Origin of the sequence: Streptomyces sp. NBC_00341, from assembly GCF_041435055.1 — a bacterium.
Classification (GTDB): domain Bacteria; phylum Actinomycetota; class Actinomycetes; order Streptomycetales; family Streptomycetaceae; genus Streptomyces.
Genome location: NZ_CP108002.1, coordinates 290,495 through 311,851 on the forward strand (window position 1 = coordinate 290,495; position 21,357 = coordinate 311,851).

General features: G+C 70.8%; 17 protein-coding genes. 6 read left to right on the forward strand and 11 right to left on the reverse strand.

Annotated features, from left to right (window positions below; all coding sequences use genetic code 11):
• Window positions 1-367: 367 nt before the first annotated feature.
• A complete protein-coding gene (locus tag OG892_RS01350; RefSeq protein ID WP_371628218.1) occupies window positions 368-1,825 on the forward strand; it encodes a PP2C family protein-serine/threonine phosphatase in 1,458 nt (485 codons plus the stop codon).
• Window positions 1,826-1,840: 15 nt separating this feature from the next.
• On the opposite strand, the gene OG892_RS01355 is transcribed toward OG892_RS01350, so the two are convergent.
• Window positions 1,841-3,340 carry a hypothetical protein gene (locus OG892_RS01355; protein WP_073738903.1) on the reverse strand — a complete coding sequence of 500 codons (1,500 nt, stop codon included), beginning with the start codon at window positions 3,338-3,340 and terminating at the stop codon, window positions 1,841-1,843.
• A gap of 231 nt (window positions 3,341-3,571) precedes the next feature.
• Between OG892_RS01355 and OG892_RS01360 the strand changes: the two genes are divergently transcribed.
• Window positions 3,572-4,708, forward strand: coding sequence for an aminoglycoside phosphotransferase family protein (locus OG892_RS01360; RefSeq protein ID WP_073738904.1), 1,137 nt, complete (start codon window positions 3,572-3,574; stop codon window positions 4,706-4,708).
• 100 nt (window positions 4,709-4,808) lie between these two features.
• Here the strand turns inward: OG892_RS01360 and OG892_RS01365 are convergent, their stop codons facing one another.
• The gene (locus tag OG892_RS01365) at window positions 4,809-6,140 is read right to left on the reverse strand and encodes an N-acetylmuramoyl-L-alanine amidase (protein ID WP_371628219.1); all 1,332 of its coding nucleotides are present in this window, start codon (window positions 6,138-6,140) and stop codon (window positions 4,809-4,811) included.
• Window positions 6,141-6,437: 297 nt separating this feature from the next.
• On the opposite strand from OG892_RS01365, the gene OG892_RS01370 reads away from it, so the two are divergent.
• Complete coding sequence (locus OG892_RS01370; protein WP_073738906.1) at window positions 6,438-8,651, forward strand: terpene synthase family protein; 2,214 nt, start codon at window positions 6,438-6,440, stop codon at window positions 8,649-8,651.
• Here OG892_RS01370 and OG892_RS01375 read toward each other — a convergent pair.
• The 7 genes from OG892_RS01375 to OG892_RS01405 all read right to left on the reverse strand — a co-directional run bounded on the left by OG892_RS01375 (window position 8,627) and on the right by OG892_RS01405 (window position 16,229).
• Complete coding sequence (locus OG892_RS01375; protein WP_371631553.1) at window positions 8,627-10,867, reverse strand: glycoside hydrolase N-terminal domain-containing protein; 2,241 nt, start codon at window positions 10,865-10,867, stop codon at window positions 8,627-8,629. The two genes, OG892_RS01370 and OG892_RS01375, sit on opposite strands and share 25 nt — an antisense overlap.
• Before the next feature lie 319 nt (window positions 10,868-11,186).
• On the reverse strand, window positions 11,187-11,687 hold the full coding sequence (locus OG892_RS01380) for a hypothetical protein (RefSeq protein ID WP_073738907.1): 501 nt from the start codon (window positions 11,685-11,687) through the stop codon (window positions 11,187-11,189).
• Window positions 11,688-11,776: 89 nt separating this feature from the next.
• A complete protein-coding gene (locus tag OG892_RS01385) occupies window positions 11,777-12,184 on the reverse strand; it encodes an ACT domain-containing protein (RefSeq protein ID WP_327335225.1) in 408 nt (135 codons plus the stop codon).
• Between the two features lie 67 nt (window positions 12,185-12,251).
• A complete protein-coding gene (locus tag OG892_RS01390; RefSeq protein WP_371628220.1) occupies window positions 12,252-13,418 on the reverse strand; it encodes a thiolase domain-containing protein in 1,167 nt (388 codons plus the stop codon).
• The gene (locus OG892_RS01395; protein WP_073738910.1) at window positions 13,411-14,463 is read right to left on the reverse strand and encodes a thiolase domain-containing protein; all 1,053 of its coding nucleotides are present in this window, start codon (window positions 14,461-14,463) and stop codon (window positions 13,411-13,413) included. The genes OG892_RS01390 and OG892_RS01395 overlap by 8 nt, the downstream gene beginning before the upstream one ends.
• Window positions 14,464-15,414, reverse strand: a complete 951-nt coding sequence (locus OG892_RS01400) for a Zn-ribbon domain-containing OB-fold protein (protein WP_371628221.1) — start codon at window positions 15,412-15,414, stop codon at window positions 14,464-14,466.
• Window positions 15,415-15,428: 14 nt separating this feature from the next.
• Window positions 15,429-16,229 carry a crotonase/enoyl-CoA hydratase family protein gene (locus OG892_RS01405; RefSeq protein WP_073738912.1) on the reverse strand — a complete coding sequence of 267 codons (801 nt, stop codon included), beginning with the start codon at window positions 16,227-16,229 and terminating at the stop codon, window positions 15,429-15,431.
• A 166-nt stretch (window positions 16,230-16,395) separates the two neighbouring features.
• Here OG892_RS01405 and OG892_RS01410 point away from each other — a divergent pair, with 166 nt between their 5' ends.
• The 3 genes from OG892_RS01410 to OG892_RS01420 all read left to right on the forward strand — a co-directional run bounded on the left by OG892_RS01410 (window position 16,396) and on the right by OG892_RS01420 (window position 20,379).
• Entirely contained in the window at window positions 16,396-18,024 is a 1,629-nt protein-coding gene (locus OG892_RS01410) for an acyl-CoA synthetase (protein ID WP_328868158.1), read from the forward strand.
• Window positions 18,025-18,199: 175 nt separating this feature from the next.
• Complete coding sequence (locus tag OG892_RS01415) at window positions 18,200-19,273, forward strand: nitrous oxide reductase family maturation protein NosD (protein WP_371628222.1); 1,074 nt, start codon at window positions 18,200-18,202, stop codon at window positions 19,271-19,273.
• A gap of 35 nt (window positions 19,274-19,308) precedes the next feature.
• A complete protein-coding gene (locus tag OG892_RS01420; RefSeq protein WP_371628223.1) occupies window positions 19,309-20,379 on the forward strand; it encodes a methyltransferase in 1,071 nt (356 codons plus the stop codon).
• An 88-nt stretch (window positions 20,380-20,467) separates the two neighbouring features.
• Here the strand turns inward: OG892_RS01420 and OG892_RS01425 are convergent, their stop codons facing one another.
• Both OG892_RS01425 and OG892_RS01430 read right to left on the reverse strand, forming a co-directional pair.
• Complete coding sequence (locus tag OG892_RS01425; RefSeq protein ID WP_073738915.1) at window positions 20,468-20,800, reverse strand: TcmI family type II polyketide cyclase; 333 nt, start codon at window positions 20,798-20,800, stop codon at window positions 20,468-20,470.
• Between the two features lie 76 nt (window positions 20,801-20,876).
• Window positions 20,877-21,356: an SRPBCC family protein gene (locus tag OG892_RS01430; protein ID WP_073738916.1), complete on the reverse strand. Its 480-nt coding sequence runs from the start codon at window positions 21,354-21,356 to the stop codon at window positions 20,877-20,879.
• Window position 21,357 lies beyond the last annotated feature (1 nt).

Below are 21,357 nucleotides of genomic sequence, written 5' to 3' on the forward strand. Positions count from 1 at the left end.
CATGCACCCGAAGAGCCTCCCCTCCCCCGTCGCGACCACCGCGATGGCCCCGCCCGCGCACTGACGGCGACGGGCCCGCCTCCACGGGGACCGCGCCCGCATATGCCCCGACGCGTCACGCCCGCACCGCACGGGTCCGGCACGAAAGGGCGCGCAGGGGGCCTTCGCGCGCCGGATCACTCGCCTCAACAGCCCTTGAAAGAAAGGCTGTTCGAATGATCACCGCGCCGCTCCGCCGCTGACATATGCCAGAAGCAAGAACGCGTCGAGTGTCGCCAAACCGCTTACGGGCCCAAGCCGGCTGTGCGACAGTCGTATTCGGTCCACCCTCAGACCTGGTTGTACCGCGCCTGTATCGGAGTACGTCATGCCGTCCCATCTGTCCGCGGACCGCCCCGCCCCCCAGCCGCCCGAGCGCCATGCCGTCGACGCGTTGATCAACCGGACGCGCCGGCTGCGCGGCGACGTGGACGCGGTGCGGCGCGACGCCGTGGCTGTCGACGAGGACGACCCGCAGCTGCGCTGGCAGCGCGCGCTCTGCGATCTGGCGGTCCATCACCTGGACGATCTCGGCGCGCACCTGGGACAGCTCAGGGAGGGTCTGCCGCCGGAGGCCGCGGAACAGCTCGCGGCCGAATTGTCGCTGGGCACGGGTCCGGTACCCCTCAGCGAGGAGCGGGCGGGTTCGCTGATCGGCCGGGTGGGCAGCGCCGAGTGGGATCTGCTGACGGACGAGGTCAGCTGGTCCGAGGAGCTGCTCCAGATCTTCGGCCGGACCGCGGAGGCCGGACCGCTCTCCCTGGACGATCTGCCCACCGTGCTGTTCCCCGAGGACCAGCCCTTGCTCACCGCTCTGGTGACGGACTGCCTGGTCGACGGAAAGCCGATAGACGGGGAGTTCCGGATCCACCGCCCCGACGGGGAGACCCGGACGCTGCACATGATGGGCGAGCCCGTCCTCGACACGGACGGCTGCACCGCTTCCATGTGGGCGGTCCTGCGCGACGTCAGCGAGCTGCGGCGCAGCCAGCAGACGGTGCGCCTCACCCAAGACACGCTCCGCCGCCAGCAGCACATCGACCGGACCGAGCGCCGGATCGCGGTCGAGCTGCAGGAGGCCGTGCTCCCGCCGTGGCGGGGTTCGCTGCGCCTCCCGGACCAGGGGCCCGGAGTCCTGGACATCGCTGCCCACTACCTGCCCTCCGGATCCGGCGAACTGATCGGCGGCGGCTGGTACGACGCCATGGAGCTGCCGGACGGCCGGACGCTGCTCACGGTCGGTGATCTGACCGGTCACGGCATCCAGGCCACGTCGGCCATGGCGATGATCCTCGGTGCGCTGCGCGGCATGGCGATGGCCGGCATCGACCCGGGAGCCCTGATGGGGCATCTGAACCAGTTGCTGGAGACATCGGTCCAGCCCGCGCTGGGCAGCGCGGTGTGCTGCCGGTTCGACCCCGCGACCCGCACCCTGGACTGGGCGCAGGCCGGGCACCCCGCACCGCTGCTGTTCCGCGACGGAACCGGGCACCCGCTGCCGCAGCCCGACGGCGTGCTGCTCGGTGCGGCCTCCGGCGTCGCCTACGAGCAGGACGAGGCGGCCCTGCTGCCCGGCGATGTGCTGGTGCTCCACACCGACGGACTGGCCCGGACCGACGACGGGCGGGGCGGCCTCCGTCAGGGGACGGAGGCGCTGCTCGGACTCGCGCCGCGTTTCGCCGTGGCCCGTACCGCGCAGGACTGTGTACGCGCCGTCGCCGAGGAGTTCGGCGGCGCGAGCCGGCTGGACGACGCCTGTGTGCTGATCGCCCGCATCGGGGCTTAAGGTCCGTGCCTGGGGTCAGATTTCAGAGCTCCTGGTCCGCTGCTTGATGACGGACCTCTGCGGCAGGGAACGCTCGATCTCCTCGCGCAGGTCCTCGATCTTCCCGTGGCCCGCGAACTGGCCGGTGAGCCGGTACATCTCGCGCAGCCGGTCCCAGGTGCGGTGCGAGGAGGTCTCTCCCATCGACACCAGGGCGAGCCGGGCGTAGCGGTCCGCCTGCTCGGGGTCATCCGCGATGAAGCACGCCGAGGCGAGCGAGATGTAGTCGAAGATCTTCGACCGCTGGCGCCCGTTGACCCGCAGTTCGAGTGCTTGTTTCGCGTGCCGCTGGGCCATGACGGCCGCCGAGGGCTCGTGCTCGGCGAGGGTGCGGAACGCCAGTGCCTGCATACCGTGCAGATCCGCCTCGTCGAACATCTGCATCCAACTGGGCGGTGGGACATCACCCTTGTCCGAGACGAAGAGCTCCTCGGCCAGGCCCAGCGTGCGCCGCATGGCCTGTCCCCGCCCCATGGACGCCTGTGCCCAGGCCTCGATGGTGTGGAGCATCGCCTGGGTGCGCGGCAGGACCATGTCGCCCGAGCCGGACTTGGCGAGCTTCATGAGGTCGAGCGCGTCGTCCGGACGGCCCAGGTGGACCATCTGACGGGCCGCCCTGGACAGCGCCTCGCCCGCGCGGGGGCGGTCGCCGCCCTCGCGCGCCGCGTGCGCCGCGATGACGAAGTACTTCTGGGCCGTGGGTTCGAGGCCGATGTCGTGGGACATCCACCCCGCCAGTACGGCGAGGTTGGCAGCCACGCCCCAGAGGCGTCGCTGCAGATGGTCGGGGTGGCGGTAGGCCAGCATGCCGCCCACCTCGTTGAGCTGGCCCACCACGGCCTTGCGCTGGAGGCCGCCGCCCCGGGAGGCGTCCCAGGCACGGAACACCTCCACGGACCGCTCCAGCGCCTCGATCTCCTGCGAGCCGATGGGCGCGGCCTCGTACCGGTCGAAACCGGCCGGGTCCGCGTGCACGGGATCGTCGATGCGTGGGGCGTCGGCCGCCAGTACGGGGTCGGTGTGCAGCCAGTCGTGCATGGGGCCGGCGATGGTGGAGCCGGCGGCGAGCGCGGCGCCCGCGCTCACCAAGCCGCGTCGGTTGAGCATGAGGTCCATTCCCGTGAATTCGGTGAGGACCGCTGCCGTCCGCTCGGGCGCCCAGGGGAGTTGGTCGGGATTGTGTTCCGTCCCGGTCTCTCGCCGTTTCCCCACACGCCCGCGCCGGCCGAACCCGAGGTCCTCGATGGTCACGACACGACCGAGCCGCTCGGTGAACAGGGCTGCCAGCACTTCAGGGACGGGATCGCGGGGGGACTCCCCCATGTCGATCCAGCGTCTCACCCGCGAGGTGTCGGTGGCGAGCTGGGGGTGGCCCATGGCCGCCGCCTGCCTGTTCACCATTCTCGCGAGTTCGCCCTTGGACCAGCCGGCAAGGCCGAACAGGTCCGACAGACGGGTGTTGGGTTCTCCGGTCACGTCAAGCCCCCAGGTTCTCGGCTGTGTTGACAGTAACCCCCTGTCAGATGCCCTGCGACTATTCGCCAGGGTTCGCCAGGGTCCGCCACATGGTCTGCCACCCGCGCGCCGGTGTCAGGTAGGAAAGCGCCACCCCGCCCGGCAGCCCTAGGTACTCCCCAGGGTGCCGAACGGCCGCCGGTCGGGGCGGCGCACGCAACTTGTCGGCGCACGAAGGGATCTGTCTCGCCCATGTACACAGCATCGTCCTCCGTGTCCGCCCCGCCCCGGCCGCTCCGTCCTCTCGGGTCGGGCGGCGGACCGTATCTCGACCCCCGCGCCGCTGTTCCGGCGCCCGGCATGGGTCGGGCCCGGCGTATGGCAGGGCCGGGTACCCCCTCCCTCAGCGGAAGACTGGACCTGTCCGGCCCGCAGGGCGCGCAGCTGAGGATGGCGATCGCCTCGGTGCACCGGATCTGCCCGGAGTTCAATCCGGTGCAGGTGCTGCGGCGCAGCGGCCGTTCGGTGCTGATCGTCGGCTCGACCGGACGCGCGACCGCGGTCGCCAAGTGCTTACTGGACCACTCCCCGGCGTGGTCGGAGCGGTTCCGCCACGAAATAGCGGCATACCGGGCGTTCGTCCGGCACCGCCCGCCGGTACGGGTTCCCCGGCTCATCGCGGCGGACCCGGAGAACTGCACCCTGGTCATCGAACGGATGCCCGGCCGGGTGGCGGCGCTGACGAGGCATCCGTCGGAGGCTCCGCCGCGGGCCGATCTGCGTGCGGTGCTCGGAGCGGTCAGCCGGGTCAACGCCTGGCGGCCTCCGTCCGGTCTCTTCGAGGCTCCGCTCGACTACGCGGCGCGCATCAACCGCTATCACGAGCTGGGGCTGTTCACCGACCGCGACCTGGGCGACCTGCAGAAGCTCCTGCACGGTCTGGCCCACGCGGGCGGCCGCCAGGGGATGGGGCAGTTCTGCCACGGTGACGCGCTGCTCTCCAACATCCTGTTGTCGCCCACCGGTCCGGTACTGGTCGACTGGGAGCACGCCGGCTGGTATCTGCCGGGGTACGACCTGGCGACGCTGTGGACCGTACTGGGCGACGCACCGGTGGCCCGGCGCCAGATCAGCCAGCTGGCCCAGGTCGCGGGCCCGGCGGCGCGGGACGCCTTCCTCGTCAACCTGATGCTCGTACTGACGCGGGAGATCCGTACGTACGAGACGGCCGTGCAGCGGGCCATGCGGGACACCGCGGGCCCCCGGACCGGTCAGGACCGGCCCGGCGCCCTCTCGTCGGGCGAGGAGCAGCGTCTGCTGCTGCGCCGGCTGCACGACGACTGCGCGATGGCCAGGCGGGCCGTACGGGCCGCGGTGGGCACTCGCTAGACCCTCCAGACCCTCCAGGGGGACGCGCGCTGCGGGTCCGGTGCCGACACACCGGACCCGCAGCGCGCTGTGTTGCGCCCGCCGCCGGACGGGCGCGCTCTCAGTGCGCGCGGACGATGTCCACGTCGGCAGCCTTCACGAAGGCGATGCGGTGACCGATCTGGACGGTCACGTACTTCTCCTTGCCCTTGAAGAAGGAGTGGTCCAGCGGGTAGGAGGCGTCGATCGTCGGCGCGTAGAAGAAGCCGGTGGGTGCCTCGCCGCCGCCGGGGTAGGACTGGCCCGCCTTGATCGTGTACTGGAGCGGCGTGCCCACCCGCTGGTCCGCGAAGTCGGCGGGGTACTCGGACTTCTCCGGGTACGCCACGCCGTACACGGGCACCTCGGTCCTGCCCGCCTTCGGCCTCACGACATATCCCGCGGTGGGGGTGGTGGTGCGGGTGCGGGCCGGGGTCTCGAACCAGGCCTTCTGGCCGTACCACCAGATCGCCGTCCAGCCGGGCGCGTGGCCGGCGACGACGGCCTGCTGGGTCGCGCTGATCTTGCTGCCCCAGTCGGCGGCGCAGTTGGTGCCGGGCGAGCCGTCGGTGTGCAGCCCCGGGTCGGAGAAGAGCGGTGCGTCGGTGGCGGGCCCGGTGTGGAGCGGGACGGCGCTGGAGCCCTGGACGGGCAGGTCTACGTCCTTCTCGCAGTCGCGGAAGGCCTGCTTGTTGTCCTTGAACCGCGGGTTGACGGTGATGAGTTCGCTGTTCTTGCGGGCCGTCGGCACGGTGGGCCTGCCGAGCAGGGCCATGAAGCGGTTCCAGTCCCAGTAGGTACCCGGGTCCCAGTGCATGCTCGCGGCGCCGGCGGCACTGGTGGGCGGTACCCCGTCGTGGCCGATGATGTGCTGGCGGTCGAGCGGGATGTCGTACTTGGCGGCGAGGTAGCGCACCAGTGCGGCGGTCGAGCGGTACATCTCGGGGGTGTACCACTTGGCGCCGTCGACGGCGACGCCCTCCTGCTCGATGCCGATGGAGTTGGAGTTGAGGTACCAGTTCCCGGCCTGCCAGGCGACGTCCTTGTTCTTCACCATCTGGGTCACGTGGCCGTCGCCGGAGCGCACCACGTAGTGGGCGGAGGTCTGCTTCAGCGGGTTCTGGAAGATGTCCAGGGTGGTGTCGAAGTCCTCCTCGGTGTCATGGAGGACGATGAATCTGATCTTGTTTGTGTGCGGCCGGTCCGCGGTGTCGTAGTTGCCGTACGTCTCCTTGTCGGCCGGGTCTCCGGTCTGCTGGTAGGCCGCCGGGACCCAGTCGCATTCGAGGCCGCGCGGGCACTCCGGCCGCACCCCGTCCGCACCGGCCTGCGCCGTGGGACTGAGCAGCGCGAGACTCAGTGCGCCGACGGTGGTGAACGCGACCGCGAGTCCGGTCCTCTGCTTGGACGTCATGACAACCCTTCTTGGAGCTGTGCGCTTTCCAGGCTTTGCGTCGTGCGCGCACACTCTGTGACCTGAGGTGAGAGGACGTCAAGAGCACCGTGGGGGCGATGGTTTGAGCCAGTGGACCAGACCACTGGCAGGGGTGCTGACCTGCGAAGGGCGGTGGGCGACGACTTTCTGACAACATCAAGTTTTGTATGACTATTCAGGACTGTGCGTACCCCGAACGGCCGAAGGGTAGTGCTCGCGCGGACACGACGAACCGCGTGACGCTCACGCGAAGGCTCATCGAAAGGCCGTACGCACATGGCTCAGCCCTTCACCCTGCCGGACTTCTATGTTCCGTATCCGGCGCGGCTCAATCCTCATGTCGAGGAGGCCCGACAGCACACCAAGGGGTGGGCGCGGGCCATAGGGATGCTGGAGGGGTCGGGTATCTGGGAGGAGAAGGACCTCGATTCCCACGACTACGCGCTGCTGTGCGCGTACACCCACCCGGACTGCGCGGCCGAGGTGTTGTCGCTGGTGACCGACTGGTACGTGTGGGTCTTCTTCTTCGACGACCACTTCCTGGAACTGTTCAAGCGCACCCCGGACCGCGAGGGCGGCAAACGGTATCTGGACCGGCTGCCCGCCTTCATGCCGATGGAGCGCGGCGCGCCGACGCCCGAGCCGGAGAACCCGGTGGAGGCGGGGCTGGCCGACCTGTGGGCGCGGACCGTGCCGGCGATGTCCGACGGCTGGCGGACCCGGTTCGCCGAGGCGACGAAGAACCTGCTCAACGAGTCGCTGTGGGAGCTCGCGAACATCAACGAGGGCCGCATCGCGAACCCCGTCGAGTACATCGAGATGCGCCGCAAGGTGGGCGGCGCCCCGTGGTCGGCGGGCCTGGTGGAGTACGCGGCCGGTGCGGAGGTGCCCGACGCGGTGGCCGGCGAGCGGGCGTTGCGGGTGCTGCGCGACGCCTTCTCCGACGCTGTCCATCTGCGCAACGACCTCTTCTCGTACCAGCGAGAGGTCGAGGACGAGGGCGAGAACAGCAACGGCGTGCTGGTCCTCGAACGCTTCCTGGAGTGCTCGACCCAGGAGGCAGCGGAGGCGGTGAACGACCTGCTGACGTCGCGGCTCCAGCAGTTCGAGAACACCGCCCTGACCGAGCTCGGTCCGCTCTGTTCCGAGAAGGCGCTGGATCCCGCGCAGACGACGGCGGTCCTGGCCTACGTCAAGGGCCTCCAGGACTGGCAGTCCGGCGGCCACGAGTGGCACATGCGCTCCAGCCGCTACATGAACGGCGGAGGGGCGGAGCAGGCGACGCCCGGGTTCGGGATGGCGGCCGCGTCGATCCGGTTCACCCCGCGGTCGGAATCGGCCAGGCTGCGCAGTCACACCTACCGGCCCTACCAGCACGTCGGCCCGTCCCTGCTGCCCGATTTCGACCTGCCGTTCGGCACGACGCTCAGCCCGCATCTGGAAGGGGCCCGGCTGCGGCTCGTCGACTGGTCGTCCCGGATGGGCATCCTGGAGGCGCAGCCGGGGGTGCCCGGTTCGCACATCTGGGACGAGCGGCGGCTGCTCGCGATCGACCTGCCGCTGTGCGCGGCGGGGATCCATCCCGACGCCACCCCGGACGAGCTCGATCTCTCGTCGCAGTGGCTTGCCTGGGGGACCTATGGCGACGACTGGTTCCCGGTGGTGCACGGGCGGGCCCGTGACCTCGCGGGGGCGAAGGTGGCCAACGCGCGTCTGTCGCGGTTCATGCCGCTGGACGGGACGGCCGCGCCCGAGCCGGTCAACGCGCTGGAGCGCGGGCTGGCCGATCTGTGGGAGCGCACGGCGGCGCCGATGGACGAGAGCGGTCGGCGCGCCTTCCGTACCTGCATCGAGGACATGACGGCGAGCTGGGTGTGGGAGCTGGCGAACCAGGCGCAGAACCGGATTCCCGATCCGGTGGACTACGTAGAGATGCGGCGGATGACCTTCGGCTCCGACCTGACGATGAGTCTGTGCCGGCTCGGGCACGGCAGGAAGGTTCCTGCGGAGATCTACGACAGCGGCCCGCTGCGCTCCCTGGAGAACGCGGCGGCGGACTACGCCGCGCTGCTCAACGACCTCTTCTCGTACCAGAAGGAGATCGAGTACGAGGGCGAGGTGCACAACGGCGTCCTGGTGGTGCAGAACTTCTTCGGGGTGGACTATCCGACCGGGATGCGGCTCGTGTACGACCTGATGAAGTCGCGGCTGCGGCAGTTCCTGCATGTCGCGGAACACGAACTCCCCGTGCTGTACGACGACTTCGGCCTGGATGACGAGGCTCGCGAGATCCTTGCGGGGTACGTGCTGGAGCTGAAGCACTGGATCGCGGGCATCCTGATCTGGCACCGGGGCTGCCGGCGTTATCGCGAGGAGGATCTGCGCCACGGTGCGGCTGCCCCGTGGCACCTCAGCGGTCCCACGGGGCTCGGCACTTCCTCTGCCCGGGTGTCCTCGCTCTTCGGTCAGCTCTCGGGGGTCAGTGGGTAGCTCTCTCCGGCGAGCGCCCTGAAGGTCTTCGTGCCGCTCGGGAACAGGGTGCTGCTGACCGTCACCTCGCGGGTGCGGCTCGCCGTGATCACCACACGGCGGGCCGTTCCCGAGGCCCATTCGATGTCGACCGTGAACCCGCCCCGGGCGCGCAGGCCTCGCACCGATCCGTCCGGCCAGCCGGCCGGGAGGGCGGGGAGGATCTCGACCGTGCCGTGCTGGCTCTGCAGCAGCATCTCCGCGACGCCGGAGGCCGCACCGAAGTTCCCGTCGATCTGGAACGGCGGGTGGTTGTCCCAGAGGTTGGGCAGGGTGGAGGTCTTCAGCTGCTCCGAGAGCATCTTGTGGGCGTGGTCGCCGTCCCGCAGCCGCGCCCAGAAGTTGATCTTCCAGGCCTTGGACCAGCCGGTGCCGCCGTCACCGCGGGCGCCGAGGGAGACCTTGGCCGCTTCGGCCCACGGGCTCCCGGCCTCGATCTGCCGTCCGGGGTGGAGGCCGAAGAGATGGGAGACGTGACGGTGGTCGTCGGCCGGGTCGTCCCGGTCGGTCTTCCACTCCTGGAGCTGGCCCCACGAACCGGTCCGCAGTCCGGGGTCGATCTGGTCCAGGGCCATCTCCAGCCTGCCCCGGAAGGTCGCGTCGTCACCCAGGGTGCGGGCGGCCTCCAGGGTGCTGGTCAGGAGGTCGTGGACGATCTGCTGGGACATCGCGGCGCCGGCGGTGAAGTCGCCGTGCTCGGGCGAGTAGCTCGGGGTGACGACGAGGAGTCCGTCACGGGGGTCGGTGCGCAGACTGTCCAGCCAGAACTCCGCGGCCTCCTTCATCGCCGGGTAGGCGGTGGCGCGCAGGTAGTCGGTGGAGCCGTTGAACCGGTAGTGCTCGTACATCTGCTGGGTGAGCCAGGCTGCGGCCTCGGGGAACCAGAACGAGGTGGAGTAGTCGTGGACGCCGGTGAAGCCGTAGGGGTTGGTCTCGTTGTGCACGACCCAGCCGGCGCTCCCGAACATCTCCTTCGCCGTGCGGCGGCCCGGCTCGCGCATGGCCTCGACGTATCGGTCGTAGGGCGCGGTGGTCTCGGCGAGGTTGGTGACCTCGGCGAGCCAGTAGTTCATCTGGAGGTTGATGTTGGTGTGGTAATCGGCGGACCAGGGCGGAGTGGTGGAGTTGTTCCACACGCCCTGGAGGTTGGCGGGCAGTGAGCCCTCGCGCGATGAGGCGATCAGCAGGTAGCGCCCGTACTGGAAGAAGAGCACCTCCAGGGCCCGGTCGGCCGGAGCGGTCCCTCCGGTGTACCCGCTGAGCAACTGGTCGGTGGGCAGCTCTGGATCGGGCAGTTGCTGGCCGACGTCGAGTGCCACCCGGTCGAAGAGGGCGCGGTGGTCGGCCGTGTGGGCGTCGCGGACCTGCTCGTAGGTGGCGCCGGCCGCGGCGTCGACGGCGGCGGTGACCTTGTCGTGCGGGTCCGCGCCCCGGTAGTCCGGATAGGTGTCCGCGTAGTCGGTCCCGGCGGCGAGGAAGAACCAGGCGCTGTCGGCGCCGGTGACGGTGAGGCTGCCGTCGCCGCCGGCGGTGACGGTGCCGCCCTTGGTGCGGACCCGGAGCTGGGCTTCGAAGCGGAGCCCGTTGTCCTGGAGCGCTCCGCGTACGGTGAGCCGGTCGCCGGTGGCGGCTGCGGTGAAGTCGCTGCGCGGCGAGGTGTAGCGCAGCGTGAGGGTCACCTGTCCCGGCCGGTCCGCCGTGAACCGTCCGCCGATGACCGCGCCCGGGTACGAGGCGAAGTACTCCCTGGTGTGGGCGGCCCCGTCCCGGGTATAGCCGACGGTCGCGAGCGCGGTACGCAGGTCGAGGGCCCGGCGGTAGGAGGCGTCGGGGGCGGCCGGGGCGCCCGGCACGTCGATCATGAGGTCCCCGAAGACCTGGTAGGCGCCATAGCCGCGGCGCGACTGGCCGAGTTCGGCGGCCACGGCGTCGGGGCCGAGGGCGCCCTCGGCGTCGAGGCGTTGCCGGACGGCGTCGAGGGTGCCGGGTCTGGGTGCGGTCCAGTTCCCGAAGTCGTATCCGTCGGCCGAGCCGGGCCCGCCCGACCACAGGGTCTTCTCGTTGAAGGTGAGGCGTTCGGTGGCGAGCGTGCCGTGGACGCTCGCGCCGAGGGCGCCGCCCCCGATCGGCAGGGATTCGCTCTCCCAGTCGGCGGCCGGGGCGAGGTAGTGGAGCACCGGGTTCGGCAGCTCCCTCGCCTCTCTCACCTTCACCGATTCATCGGAGGTACCGGCGGCGGCCGCCGTACCGGACAGGCCCGGAACTCCCAGTGCCAGAGCCCCAGTTGCGCCGATCGCAGTCTTCATCGTGGTGCGTCGCGTCATCCCGGATGTCATGCCGAACGACGGTAGAGGTCCGACGACTACTTAGACAAGACGAATGACAAAGTCGCCTCTTGGACAGAGGCGGGATGTGTTCGGTGGAAGTGCCCCCGCCGGACCGGACAGCGCGGGCTGCGCGACGGCCCGGCAGACGGCAGGCCCTGAGGGCTGTGGCTCAGCCCTGCTGGAAGAGTTCCGCGGGCAGCGGCTTCAGAAGCGTGTACAGGTCATCGGTGATCGGACGGTCCCAGCTGGCGATCGTGACGAGCACCCCGTCGCTGCGGTCGAACTGGACGCAGGCGATCCGGCTCTCGGAGAGCTTGACGCGGCGGACGATCAGCAGGTTGTCGCCCTGCATCACGGGCATGTCCTCGGTTCCGGTGACCTCGACCGGCTCGTCGTTCTCCAGCGCGAGCAGCAGCTGGGCCACCTCGAAGGGGACCTGGCCCTCCTCGGTCTCGCGGGCGGGCGAGCCCTCCGGGAGGTTACCGATGATCATCGCGGGGCCGCGGCCGCCGAACAGGTCGTAGCGGAGGAAGACGCCCTGACAGCTCCCGTCGGGGGCGGGCAGCAGACCGGCGCCGAGGTTTCCGGGCCAGTCCCCCGGGTCCATGGCCAGGACGTCGAAGTCGGGGCCCGCGGGTGTGGCGGCGCTACGGCGGCGGAGGAAGGACATGCGGACATGTTACGTGGCCGGGCTCACGTCGCGGAGCCCGGTCCCGCAGGGGCCCGGACGGCAGCGGAGGGCACCCGTCCGGCATCCGGTCACCCCGCGTCCGACTCCGCCGCGAGCCTCTCCAGTACGGCGACGGCGACGGCGGCCCGGTCGTGCGGCACGAAGAGGTGGTCGTGGTGGAATCCGGCCACCACGTTGCAGCTGATCCCCGCGTCGGTGAGGGCGAGGGAGACCGCGGCGGTCAGTCCGACGGCGTCCAGCGCCGAGTGCGCACGGAGCGTGATCCAGCCCGCGGGGTAGGAGTGGCTCAGCCCAGCCGCCACGGCCTCCGTCTCCGGCAGCACCAGCGTGAGCCCCTCGGTCTCACTCACCGTGACGGCAGGGGAGGCTCCGGCGGGCACCACGCCGTCGGGCACGGTCGCGAAGACGTACCGCCCCGGGTGCAGCTCCGGGCGCAGGTCGCGCAGCAGGATTCGAAGGTCTCTCTCAGCGGTCACAGCCATCAGGCTACCCACGGTGACCCCGGGCGGACCGCATGTGGCGGCCGCCCGGGGCCGGGCGTGGTCAGCGGGTGGGCGGTTCGGCGCCGACCAGCCACATCGAGAAGAACTGCGCCCCGCCCCCGTAGGCGTGGCCGAGTGCCCGGCGCGCGCCTTCGACCTGGTGCTCCCCCGCGCCTCCGCGCACCTGGAGGGCCGCCTCTGCGAAGCGGATCATGCCGGAGGCGCCGATGGGATTGGTGGAGAGCACTCCGCCCGAGGGGTTCACCGGCAGGTCGCCGTCGAGTTCGGTGACTCCGGCCTCGGTCAGCTTCCACCCCTCGCCCTCGTCCGCGAAGCCGAGGTTCTCCAGCCACATCGGCTCGTACCAGGAGAACGGGACGTACATCTCCACTGCGTCGATCTCCCGGCGCGGGTCGCTGATCCCGGCCTGCCGGTAGACGTCGGCGGCGCAGTCCTTGCCGGCCTGCGGCGAGACGAAGTCCTTGCCGGCGAAGAGGGTCGGTTCGCTGCGCATCGCGCCGCCGTGCACCCAGGCGGGCGGCTGGGGTGACCGCTCCGCGCCCGCCCGGTCGGTGAGGATCATCGCGCAGGCCCCGTCGGAGGACGGGCAGGTCTCCGAGTAGCGGATGGGGTCCCAGAGCATCGGTGCGGACTGGACCTTCTCCAGGCTGATGTCCGGGTCGTGGATGTGCGCGTACGGGTTCTTCAGCGCGTTGCGGCGGTCCTTGTAGGCCACCAGCGAGCCGACCGTGTCGGGCGCTCCGGTCCGGCGCATGTAGGCGCGCACGTGCGGGGCGAAGAATCCGCCCGCGCCGGCCAGCAGGGGCTGCTGGAACGGGATGGGCAGCGAGAGGCCCCACATCGCGTTGGACTCGGACTGTTTCTCGAAGGCGAGGGTGAGGACGGTGCGGTGCACCCGGGCGGCGACGAGGTTCGCGGCGACGAGTGCCGTCGAACCGCCGACCGAACCGGCGGTGTGGACCCGGAGCATGGGTTTGCCGACCGCGCCGAGGGCGTCGGCCAGGTAGAGCTCCGGCATCATCACGCCCTCGAAGAAGTCGGGGGCCTTGCCGATGACGACGGCGTCGATGTCCGCCCAGGTCAGCGCGGCGTCCTTCAGCGCGGCGACGGCGGCCTCGCGGACGAGTCCGGCGAGCGAGACGTCGTGGCGGGCCGCGACGTGCTTGGTCTGGCCGACGCCGACGACGGCCACGGGCTCCTTAGGCATGGGTGCTCTCCCCTTCGAGGACGGCGACCAGGTTCTGCTGGAGGCAGGGGCCGGACGTGGCGTGGGCGACCGCCCGCTCCGACTCGCCGCGGTGGATGCGGGCGGCGGCCTCTCCGAGGCGGATCAGCCCGGCCGCCATCAGCGGGTTGGCGGCGAGCGCGCCGCCGGACGGGTTGACGCTGACCTCGTCACCGAGGCCGAGCGCCTTGCGCAGCACCACTTCCTGGGAGCTGAACGGGGCGTGCAGCTCCGCGGTGTCGACCGGCCGTTCGAAGACCCCGGCCCGTTCGGCGGCGAGCCGGGTCGACGGCGACTCGGTGAGCTCGCGCACCCCGAGCCCGTGGGCCTCGATGCGGTGGTCGATGCCGCGGATCCAGGCGGGCCGCGCGCACAGCGCCCGCGCGGTGTCCCCGGCGGCGAGGATCACGGCGGCGGCGCCGTCGCCGATGGGCGGGCAGTCGCCGGTGCGCAAGGGCCGCACGAGGTAGTCGCCGGCCGGTACGTCTCCGCTGAGCTGGGCGTGCGGGTTGCCCGACGCGGCCTGGCGGCTGCGGGTGGCGATGGCCGTGAGGGCGCTCTCGTCGGTGTCGCCCGCGTCGATGAGCGCCTGGGCCTGGAGGGCGGCGAGTGCGACGGAGTCGGGCCACAGCGGGGCGGTGTAGTAGGGGTCGAGCTGGCGGGTGAGGACATCGCGCACCTGGCCGGGCGAGGACTTCCCGTACGCGTAGACGAGTGCGGTGTCGGCCTCGCCTGTCTGGATCTTCACCCAGGCCTCGTACAGGGCCCAGGCCCCGTCCATCTCCACGTGGGACTCGGAGATCGGCGGGTGCGCGCCCACGCCGTCGAGCGCCATGGTGAAGGAGAAGGCGCGGCCCGCGAGGTAGTCGCTGGAGCCGGAGCAGGTGAAGTCGATGCCGCTGGTGCGCAGACCGGTCGCGTCGAGGACCTCGTGCAGGACCGGCATCAGCATCTCGACTTCGGACAGTTCGTCGGTGCGGCGCAGATGGTCGGTCTGCGCGAAGGCGACGATCGCTACGTCCCGCATCTAGACCAGCTCCTTGTACGCGTCGTAGTCGGCGTCCGGTTCTCCGGTCGGCCGGTAGTGGTCGGGATGGCGGCTTCCCTCGGTCCATACGGGCTCGACGCGCAGGCCCATCCGCACCTGGTCGTACGGGATGCCGCCGATCCGTGCGTGCAGGGCGAGGTCTGCGCCGTCCAGGGCGATGTGCGCGTAGACGTAGGGGACTTCGATGTCGAGGTTCTTGGCCTTGATGTTGACGACGCAGTAGGTGGTGACCGTGCCGCGTGGTCCGACCTCGACCCGTTCGTCGGTGGCGACGCCGCAGGTGGGGCAGGCGCCGCGCGGCGGTACGTACACCTTTCGGCAGGACGGGCAGCGTTCACCGACGACGCGTCGGTCCTCCAGCGCTTCGAGGTAGGAGCTCTGGGCGCGGCCCGGGGTGTAGGTGTAGTCGAGCCGGGCGGGGGTGACGATGCCGGTGACGGGTTCGGTGAACTCCCCGTCGTGCGGCGCGGGTTCACCGGATTCGCCGGGTTCGCTCCCGTACGGCTCGAAGCAGGCGATGTCCGTGATGACTCCGGTGCGGTCCTGCGCCCAGCGGACGCGGACGCGCATGCCGGTGCTGACGGCTTCGGGCCCGGATGCGTCCAGGACGTGCAGGAGCGCGGTGTCGGCCCCGTCCAGCCGTACGAGCACCCAGGCGAAGGGGGTGTCCAGGGGCTGGTCGCGGCGGGGGTGCGGGTTCCAGGCCCAGGTGGTGACCGTACCGGTGGCGGCGACCTCGACCAGCTCGTGGAGCTCCTCCGCGGTGACGGGGTCGTACTCGACAGGCGGGACCAGGACCTTGCCGTCGCCGGTCCGCACGCCGAGCACGGTGCGTTCGCGCAGTCCGGTGAGGAACGCGCTCTGGACCGGGCCGAGGGAGCGGGTGAAGGGGAATTCGACCACCAGCGGTGCGCTGAGGATGTCGGGCACGGGTATCTCCTGATTCAGGCGCGTCGGTAGACGGGCGGACGCTTCTCCGCGAAGGCGCGGGCGCCCTCCTTGGCGTCGGCGGTGGCGAAGACCGGCCAGCCGCGCTTGAGTTCGGCGGCGAGGCCGTCGGTCTCGGTCATCTCTGCGCTCTCGTACACCGATGCCTTGACCTCCTCGACGGCGAGCGGCCCGCAGGCGTTGATCTGCTCGGCGACCGCGAGGGCCGCTTCCAGCGCGGTCCCGTCGGGGACGACCCGGCCGATCAGCCCGATCCGGGCCGCTTCCCCGGCGTCGTAGGGGCGGCCGGTGAGGAGCATTTCGAGGGCGTGGGTCCGGGCGATCTGGCGGGGCAGCCGGACGGTGGAGCCGCCGATGGGGAAGAGGCCGCGTCTGACCTCGAAGAGGCCGAAGGTGGCGCCCTCGCCCGCGATGCGGATGTCGGTGCCCTGGAGGATCTCGGTGCCGCCCGCCACGCAGTGGCCCTCGACCGCGGCGATGACCGGTTTGCGGGGGCGGTGGTGGCGCAGCATGGCCTTCCAGTGCAGGTCGGGGTCGGCCTTCATCCGGTCCCGGTAGCGCTCGCCGTCCATGCCGTCGCCCGCGAGGGCCTTGAGGTCCATGCCGGCGCAGAAGCAGCCGCCGGAGCCGGTGAGGACGACGGAGCGGATCCCGTCGTCCGCGTCGGCGGCCAGCCAGCCGTCGTACAGGCCGACCAGCATCGGCAGCGAGAGCGCGTTCTTGGCTTCCGGCCTGTTCAGGGTGAGCACCAGTGTGGCGCCTTCGCGCTGCACGGTGAGGTGTTCCGTACCGCCCATGGTCTGTCTCCCGTCGTAAGGCTAGAACAGGTTGCAGTAGTTGGGGAGGCAGTTCAATAGTTTTCTGACAGTCAGTCAGTTTTCTTCGCCGGGCCCCCTTCCCACTTGTGCCGGTCGGCGCTCTAATGACCGCCGGGCCACTCAGCAACCGGGGTCAGGAGGAACGGTGGAGTACAACCTTGCCGACCTGTTCGAATCGGTCGTCGACGCTGTCCCGGAACGCGAGGCGCTCGTCTACCTCGACCATCCGGGGACCGGCGCCGAGCGCAGGCTCACCTACGCGGAGCTGGACGCCGCGGCGAACCGCGTCGCCCATCATCTGATCGAGGCCGGCATCGCCCCCGGCGAGCATCTGGGGCTGCACCTGTACAACGGGGTCGAGTACCTCCAGACGGTGCTGGCCTGCCTGAAGGCGCGCATCGTCCCGGTCAACGTCAACTACCGCTACGTGGAGGAGGAGCTGGTCTACCTCTACCAGGACGCGGACCTGGCGGCGCTCGTCTTCGACGCCGAGTTCGACGAACGCGTCGCGGCCGCCGCGCCGCAGGCGCCGAAGCTCCGCCATCTCGTCCGGGTGGGAGCGCCGGCGGAAGGGGTACCGGGTCCACAGGCCGTCGCGTTCGCGGCGGCCGAGGCCGCCGGGGATCCCGGGCGCGGCTTCGCTCCCCGCTCGCCCGACGACCAGTTCATCATCTACACGGGCGGCACCACGGGCATGCCCAAGGGTGTGATGTGGCGCCAGGAGGACCTCTTCTTCTCCGGCCTCGGCGGCGGCGCGCCGACCGGCGAGGCGGTGAAGACCCCGCAGGAGCTGGCCGAGCGGGTCGCGGCGGGCGGGGACGGCATCACCTTCTTCCCCACTCCCCCGCTGATGCACGGCACCTCGACGCTCACGGCGTTCATCGGCTTCAACTTCGGGCAACGGGTCGTACTGCACCGCAAGTTCGTACCGCACGAGGTCCTCCGCACGATCGAGCGGGAGAAGGTCACCAGCGTGTCGCTGGTCGGCGACGCGATGCTGCGGCCCCTGATCGACGCGCTGAAGGGGCCGCTGAAGGGCACCGACTGCTCGTCGATGTTCTCCGTCTCCAGCTCGGGCGCCGTGATGTCCGACTCGGTACGGGCGGAGTTCCAGGCACTGGTGCCCACGGTGATGCTGCTGAACAACTTCGGCTCGTCCGAGTCCGGATTCAACGGCACCGCGACGGCCGACTCCGGGCCGGAGAACGGCTTCCGGCTGCGGATGAACGCGCGTACGGCGGTGGTCGACCCGGCGACCTACGAGCCGGTCTCCCCCGGTGAGCCGGGGCGGATCGCGCAGCGCGGCCACGTACCGCTCGGCTACTACAACGACCCCCGCAAGACCGCCGAGACGTTCTTCCGCAAGGGCGAGGAGCGGTGGGTGCTGCTCGGCGACATGGCGACGGTCGACGCCGAGGGCATCGTGACCGTGCTGGGCCGGGGTTCGCAGTGCATCAACACCGGCGGCGAGAAGGTGTACCCGGAGGAGGTCGAGCAGGCCCTCAAGGCGCATCCGGACGTGTACGACGCGCTGGTCGCCGGCGCGCCCGACGAGCGCTGGGGCAGCCAGGTCGCCGCCGTGGTGCAGCTGCGCGAGGGCGCGACGGAGCCCTCGCTCGACGACGTCCAGGCCCACTGCCGCACCCGGCTGGCCGGCTACAAGATCCCCCGGCACCTGGTGATCACCCCGCAGATCCGGCGCTCCCCCAGCGGCAAGGCGGACTACCGGTGGGCCCGCTCGGTCGTCGCTCCGGTCCGCCCGGCCGACGGCTGAGACGGGCCCGGCGGGCGGCGCCGTTGTCGCCCGGGGCCGATATCACCCGAGTGCGCGGCCCCGCGTCCGTCGCGGACGGGGGCCGCGGGGCACGGCGTAAGCCATTCGGGCACGTCCGGTACCCAACCGCTCACCCTGCGTGGCATCGGGGGGTGATCGCCCATAGCTTCGGCTCATGAGGAAACGACACTTCACATGCCTCGTGAGCATCGCAGCCGCCTCGGCCGCCGGACTGGGCGCGGCCGTTCCGTCCGCCTCGGCCGCTGCCGCCGGCGACCGTGTGGTGTATCCGGGCCAGTCGATCCAGGCAGCCGTGGACGCCGCGCGGACCGGTGACACCATCGTCGTCCGGCCCGGCACCTACCGCGAGAGCGTGCTCATCAGCACGCCGGGCCTGACCCTGCGCGGTTCCGGGGACCGTACGGTCATCGTGCCGGACACCAGCCGCGCGCAGCCGGACAACGCCTGCGCGAAGGCCGGCAACGGCGTCTGCGTCCAGGGCACGGCCCAGCACACCGTGGACCACGTGTCCGTCCGGTCCCTCGCGGTCACCGGATTCGCCAAGAACGGCGTATGGGCCTCCTGGACGGACGGGCTGGAGGTCCGGGACGTGACCGCGGGCTCCAACGGCACCTGGGGCATCGCCCAGCAGCGCTCCACCCGCTCCGACATCCGCGACAACACCGCCCGCGCCAACGGCGACGCGGGAATCTTCGTCGCCAACAGCGTGGACGAGGAGGGCGGCGCCACGGACACCATGGGCACCCGGGTCCGGGGCAACACACTGACCGACAACCGGATCGGGTTCACCGCACGCCGCGTGCGGAACCTGCTCGTCGACGACAACACCCTCACCGCCAACTGCACCGGCGTGTTCGTCGTGGGCGACGAGGGGACGCCGAAGGCCGGCGCCATGACCATCCGGTCCAACCGGATCACCGGGAACAACAAGTTCTGCGCCGCCACCGACCGGCTGCCCGCCCTCCAGGGCTCCGGCATCGTCCTCACGGGCACCGAGACGACCCAGGTGCGCTCCAACGTGATCCGGGACAACGTGGGTGCCACCCCGCTCTCGGGCGGCGTCGTGCTGTTCAAGAGCTTCGTCGGAGCGAAGAACACCGACAACACCATCACCGGCAACCTGGTCACGGGCAACCGGCCGGCCGACCTGGCCAACGAGGACACCGGCACCGGCAACGACTTCACCGGCAACGTCTGCACGACGTCCGCACCGGCCGGAATGTGCTGACCGGTGCGCCCCCGTACGAGGAGAAGCGAGAGCGCATGACCACCGTGAGTACCACCCCCACCACCGCTCCCGACCCGCCCGCCGCCGCAGCCGCCGCACCGCAGCCGGCGATGCGGCTGCGCGAGATCGTGTTCGGCGCCGCCTGCGCAGCCGCCGTGCGTGCCGCGTGCCGGCTCGGTGTCCCGGACGCGCTGGGCGAGACGCCGGCCACCGCCGCCGAGCTGGCCGCGGCGGTGAAGACCGAACCGGTACCGATGGAGCGGCTGCTGCGCGCCCTGTCCTGCTACGGCATCTTCACCGAGACTCCGGACGGCGCGTTCGCCCACACCGAGATGTCGCGGCTGCTGCGCGAGGACGACCCGGACAGCCTCCGGTACATCTCGCTCTGGTGCACCGAGCCCTGGACCTGGGACGTCTGGCCCCGGCTGGACGACGCGGTGCGCTCCGGCCGCAATGTCTTCGAGGACGTGCACGGCAAGGAGTTCTTCGACTACCTCCACCAGAACGCCCATGAGTCGGCCCAGGTCTTCAACCGGGCCATGACCACGTCCAGCGTGCAGTCCGCGCTGGACGTCGCCGCGCTCCTCGACCTCACGGGGGTGTCCGTGGTCGCCGACATCGGCGGCGGTCAGGGGCACGTACTGGCGAGCCTGCTGGAGAAGCACCCCTCGGTGAGCGGCACCCTGATGGACCTGCCGGGTGTGGTGGCACGGGCCGACGAACGGCTGCGGGACGGCGGCCCGCTCGCCGGCCGGACCGCCATCGTGGCCGGGGACTGCCGTGAGGGCATCCCGGTGTCGGCCGATCTCTACATCATCAAGAACATCCTGGAGTGGGACGACGACAGCACCCGCCGGGCGCTGCGCAGCGTCATCGCGGCGGCCCGTCCGGGGGCCCGGCTCGTCGTCATCGAGAACCTCGTCGACGACACCCCCTCGATGCGCTTCACCACCGCCATGGACCTGCTGCTCCTGCTGAACGTCGGCGGCGCAAAGCACACCCGGCAGAGTCTGGTGGACCGGCTGTCGGAGGCCGGACTGCTCATCGGTGAGATCCGGCAGGTCAACCCCTACCTCCACGCGTTCGAATGCGTGGTCCCGGACTGATTCCACCGTTGCGGGGAAGCCCACCGCGGGCGGCACGCGGATCGCCCCGGGCCCGGCCGAGAGGCCGGACCCGGGGCGATCGTCGTCGTCAGGCGGAGGCGTCGCGCTCCCAGCGGTAGAACTCCTGGGCCATCGCGTCCTTGGGGCCCCGCCAGGTCTGCGGGTCGTACGGACTGATGAAGGCGGTGAGCCGGTCACTGAGTCCCCTGAACTCCGGGTGCTCGGTCACCTTGGCGATCTCCGGACCGGGCGGCCGCTCGGACTCGATCATGTGCAGGTAGACGTCGCCGAACTGGAAGAGCTTGCGCCGGGTGACGCCGACCAGATGCGGCAGCTCGCTGCTGTCGGAGGCGGCGAACAGTTCGGCGATGTCCGGCGCCGACTCCGGTGCCATCCGGGCGACGATCAGTGCGTGGTGCATCGGGTGGTGCCTTTCTGATACCCGGCCCGGTACCCGGCGCGGGGGCCGGGTGACCGGACCGTCGGCGGACGGGACGTCAGCCGGCCGTGACGGACGCCGAACGGCGCTCACGGTCGCGCTGCTCGATCTTGTCCCGGATGAGCTCCATCTGGACGCGCGAGTTGCGGTTGATGTTGTCGGTCATCCAGGCGTCGTCGACCGGGGCGTCCGGGCGCATCGCGAAGTCCTGCGCCCAGTGCATGCGCGTGCCGCCGGGGACCTCGGAGTACTCCCAGTGGATGTCCATGTGCTGGAACGGGCCGGGCTCGACGCGACGGGCCCGGACCTTGCGGCCGGGGCGGTCGGTGGTGCGCTCGGAGACCCAGCTCCACACCTTGTCGTTGTCGTCGGGGTGCATGGTCAGGCGGAAGGTCGTCCGCTCGCCGTCGCGCTCGATGATCTCGACCGCGGCGTACTCGCTGAAGAGGTCGGGCCAGTTCGCGAGGTCGTTCGTCATGTCCCAGACGAGGTCCAGGGGGGCGGCGATGACGATCTCGTTCTCGGTGTGTCCGGACACG